General features: G+C 66.8%; 5 protein-coding genes. 2 read left to right on the top strand and 3 right to left on the bottom strand.

Going from position 1 to position 4,106, the window contains the following annotated elements:
* The 3 genes from MOV74_RS32765 to MOV74_RS32755 all read right to left on the bottom strand — a co-directional run.
* A partial coding sequence (locus MOV74_RS32765) for a TolC family protein (protein ID WP_404979206.1) occupies positions 1-1,063 on the bottom strand: 1,063 nt, incomplete at its 3' end.
* 187 nt (positions 1,064-1,250) lie between these two features.
* The gene (locus MOV74_RS32760) at positions 1,251-2,030 is read right to left on the bottom strand and encodes an enoyl-CoA hydratase (RefSeq protein ID WP_246931129.1); all 780 of its coding nucleotides are present in this window, start codon (positions 2,028-2,030) and stop codon (positions 1,251-1,253) included.
* Between the two features lie 110 nt (positions 2,031-2,140).
* The gene (locus MOV74_RS32755) at positions 2,141-2,806 is read right to left on the bottom strand and encodes a hypothetical protein (protein WP_246931128.1); all 666 of its coding nucleotides are present in this window, start codon (positions 2,804-2,806) and stop codon (positions 2,141-2,143) included.
* Between the two features lie 288 nt (positions 2,807-3,094).
* Here MOV74_RS32755 and MOV74_RS32750 point away from each other — a divergent pair, with 288 nt between their 5' ends.
* Positions 3,095-3,640, top strand: a complete 546-nt coding sequence (locus tag MOV74_RS32750; RefSeq protein ID WP_246931127.1) for a sigma-70 family RNA polymerase sigma factor — start codon at positions 3,095-3,097, stop codon at positions 3,638-3,640.
* Positions 3,641-3,642: 2 nt separating this feature from the next.
* A partial coding sequence (locus tag MOV74_RS32745; RefSeq protein WP_246931126.1) for an NrsF family protein occupies positions 3,643-4,106 on the top strand: 464 nt, incomplete at its 3' end.

Below are 4,106 nucleotides of genomic sequence, written 5' to 3'. Positions count from 1 at the left end.
GCACCTGGTCGAGCACGAGCCGGCTCTGCGCCGTGATCTCCTTGGCCTGCCGGGTCTGCGCCGCGGCCTGGCCGCCGTCGTAGATCGGCGCGGTGACGTTGGCGACGATCGAGGCCTGGTCCTCGGCGAAGGTGCCGAGCGTCGGGTCGTTGTTGCGGCTCTTGCTGGCGCTGCCCTGGATGGTGGCGCTCGGCAGCAGCGCGCCTTCGGCGATGCGGATGTTGGTGGAGGCGACGTCGACGTCGAAGCTGGCGGCCATCACCGCCGGATGCTGGCGGATCGCCATCGTCATGGCGTCTTCGCGGCTCTTCGGCAGATAACGGTCGACGACCTCGGCGGGCCGAAGCTGCGACGGTGAATTGCCGATCACTTGCGCATAGATCGCCTGGCTGACGGCAAGCGCGACTTCGGCGGCGTTGAGATCGGCAAGGCCGCGGTTGAGGCGCGCCTCGGCCTGCGCGCTGTCGGTCGGCGTGACATCGCCGGCGTTGAGGCGGCGCTGGGTGACCGAGAGCGTCTCGCGCAGAAAGGCGACGTTGGAACGCTGCGCCTCGACCAGCGACTGGTTGGCGAGCACGTTGGTGTAGGCGGTCACCGCGTCGAGCAGGACGCCCTGGCCGACATTGCGCAGCGCCTCGCGGCCCGACTGCACCTGCAGTTCGGCGGCCCGCACGTTGTTGGCGGTGCGGAAGCCGTTGAACAGGGTCTGCGTCACGGTGACGCCGATGATCCACGGCTTCAGGTTGCCGGTCTGGATCGTGTTGTCGGGCAGCAGATTGCGCACCGATTGCAGGCCGGCGCTAAGGCTCGCCACGATCTGCGGCCGGTAACCGGCGAGAGCCTGCGGCACGTTCTCATCCGTGGCGCGTTGTCGCGCACGTTCGGCATTGAGCTGCGGATTGGTCTGGTAGGCTTTGGCCAGCGCCTCCGGCAGGGCTTCGGCCCAGGCGGCGGAGGGCAGGGCGCAACAGAGCGCCAGCGTCGTCCATGTCGCAAGCACAGGACCTACGCCCGATCGATGCCGCGTCATCACGCGACCAGCTCTGGCGGTACGTCCAATCATGTAATCCCGCTTAACCCGACTGTCCGCCCCCGCCGACGGTGGCCTCTTAACTGTTTAACCAGCCGAGGTCCCGCAGGCAAACTGCCGCGGGGAAAACCCCCATGTAATCCGTGCTTGTTGCAGCTTCGTCACAGGGGGATGCGGGAACGCGGCAGAGCCTTACACCAGCCTGACCGCTCGCCGAACGTTACCGGTTCTTGTTCACCGGCTTGCGCTTCTCGATGAACGCCGCCATGCCCTCGGAGCGGTCCTCCAGCGCGAAGGTGGAGTGGAACAGGTTGCGCTCGACGCTCATGCCCTCGGCGAGCGTGGTCTCGAAGGCGCGGTTCACCGCTTCCTTGGCCATCGCGGTCGCAGGGCGCGACATCGACGCGATCTTCTCGGCTGCCGCCATCACCTCGTCCATCAACTTGTCAGCGGGAACAATGCGGCTGACGAGGCCTGAACGCTCGGCTTCCGCCGCATCCATCATGCGACCGGTGAGGCAGAGGTCCATGGCCTTGGACTTGCCGATCGCGCGCGTCAGGCGCTGGGTGCCGCCGATGCCGGGAATCGTGCCGAGCGTGATCTCGGGCTGGCCGAACTTCGCGGTGTCGGCGGCGATGATGAAATCGCACATCATGGCGAGCTCGCAGCCGCCGCCGAGCGCGTAACCGGCAACCGCCGCAATCGTCGGCTTGCGGCAACGCGCGAGGCGGTCGCCGCCGATCGCGGCAAAATCTTCGGAGAACATGTCGATGAAGCCCTTCGGCTGCATCTCCTTGATGTCGGCGCCGGCGGCAAAGGCCTTCTCGCTGCCGGTCACGACGATGCAGCCGATGGCGTCATCGGCCTCGAGATCGTCGACGGCAGCTGCGATCTCGCGGAAGACGCCGAAGGAGAGCGCGTTGAGCAGCTTCGGCCGGTTCAGCTTGATGATGCCGACCGCACCGATGCTTTCGACGATGATGTGTTCGAACGTGCTCATGCTCCACCCACGCTTTTGATTGGGCGTGCAATGTGCCCGCTGACGCGGTGGGCTTCAAGGGGGCCGGGGACGCAGGACGCGCGGGAGGCGCGTCCTGCCGGAACCGGCAATCAGGCCATGAACATGCGCGCGGCCGAGGCCAGCGTCAGCAGCGTCCCGACGCCGATGAAGATCTTGCCGATCAGGGAGCTCTGGTCCCAGGCCGAGCTCTGCTGGCTGCTTGCCATCACCGGTGCCGGCCGGGGCTGCGCCTCGGTTGCGGCAATCACCGCCTTCTGCGCCGGCGGGTTGTCCTGTTGCACGGCGCGGTCGATGTCGTTGAGCTGATCGGGCGCGACAACTTGGCCCTCGGCAGCTGCGGCGTTGGTGTTGTCGGCCGCTGCCTGGACATTGCCGTTGGCGCGGTCCGTCATCGCAGAGGCGGCAGCCGCAGTCGGCGTATCGGCGGCTGCGAGCTGCGCATTGGCATTGGCGACCGCCGGCGGCATCTGGCTCGAGGCCGGCATGTTGTTGTCGGCCTTGTTGTCGGCCTTCGGCTCCTCGGCCTTGGCCGGGGCGTCGTTCTTGTTGTCGGATTTCTGTGCCGTCTTGCTGCTATTGGTGCGGCGCGACTCGTGGCGCCGGTGCTTGCTCGGCTTGGCCGCGTCAGCCTGTTTGCCCGCGCTGTCCGATTTGCCGCTTGTGGCTTGGTCGGGCGCTGCCTGTGCAACGCCTCCGAACAGCACGAAAAGGCCGGCAAGAAGGATCAACGCCGCGCGCCCGCTGGCTTTCATCATGTTGACGATCTCCCCAATTCCGCCCGTCCCGGAACGAACAGAGACCCTGGGGCGTGACGACAGCGGGGCAGAAAAGGGGAATCTTCGCGCTCCACCGGGCGAAAACGGGGCAAAGCGGGGCGACGCAGCGGCCGCCGGGTGCGGGGCGAGCCGAACGGTGTTATGAGCCGTCGCAGACGTTTCCGGCCGTATCGGTCGCGAGTTCCGGCATTGATCACGACTTCGTGATCGAGAGGCGCCCGCGTAACAAATTGAACGAACGGCCGAATTCCATGGTGAGGGGCGCGCGTGCGCGGACGTGAGGACGAATGGACCGGCCTGATGCGGTCGGCCATGGCAGGCGATGATGCGGCGTATCATCGCCTGTTGAGGGCGGTCACGCCGGTGCTGCGCGCCGCGGCGAGGCGTGGCTTGGCGCGGGCCGGGCAACCTCCGGACCAGGCCGAGGATATCGTGCAGGAGATACTGTTGGCGGTGCACCTGAAGCGGCACACATGGGACAGCGAGGCCCCCTTCGCGCCCTGGCTGTTCGCGATCGGCCGCAACAAGCTGATCGATGCGCTCAGGCGACGCGGCAGACGCATCTTCGTCAACATTGACGATTTCGCCGAGACGCTGCCGGGCGAGGCACCGCAGGAGACGGCCTCTGCAGGCGAGGTCGCAACCCAGCTCAACACGCTGCCGCAGCGCCAGCGCGACGTGCTGCAGTCGATCGCGGTCGAGAGCGCCTCGATCAAGGACACGGCGGCGAAGTTTTCGATGAGCGAAGGCGCGGTGCGGGTCGCACTGCATCGCGGACTTGCGGCACTGACTGCCAAACTGCGGGACCACTAGTCATGGATACCGATCAACTCATTCGCTCGCTCGCTGCCGACAACGCCCATCGCGTGCCGCGGGTCGGCGCCGTGCTGACCATGGCGCTGCTGGTGGCCGCGCCCTTGTCGATCCTGATCTTCGCGACGTTCCTCGGCGTGCGTCACGACGTGATGAGCGCGATGCGCAACCCGTTCTTCGACATGAAGTTCGCGGTCACGCTGTCGCTTGCGATCCCCGCGATCATCGTCAGCCTGCATCTGTCGCGTCCCGAAGCCTTGTTGCGCGGCTGGGGCTGGCTGTTGCTGCTTCCGGTCGGTTTGCTTGCGGTTGCGATCGGCAGCGAGGCGATGATGGCGCCGGCCATGCCGATGACGATGCGGCTGATGGGCAAGAATTCCAGGGTGTGCCTGTTCGCGATTCCCGCTATGTCGCTGCCGCTGCTCGCGGGCGCGCTGTTCGGCCTGCGCCATGGCGCGCCCTCGCG

Origin of the sequence: Bradyrhizobium sp. SHOUNA76 (assembly GCF_023006445.1) — a bacterium.
GTDB lineage: Bacteria > Pseudomonadota > Alphaproteobacteria > Rhizobiales > Xanthobacteraceae > Bradyrhizobium.
This window is presented reverse-complemented; position numbering and strand designations above follow the sequence as displayed.

What these genes read in the sequence shown, in the direction of transcription:
- MOV74_RS32755 (WP_246931128.1), bottom strand. Translation starts at nt 2,806, where the DNA reads ATGATGAAAGCCAGCGGGCGCGCGGCGTTGATCCTTCTTGCCGGCCTT.
- MOV74_RS32760 (WP_246931129.1), bottom strand. Translation starts at nt 2,030, where the DNA reads ATGAGCACGTTCGAACACATCATCGTCGAAAGCATCGGTGCGGTCGGC.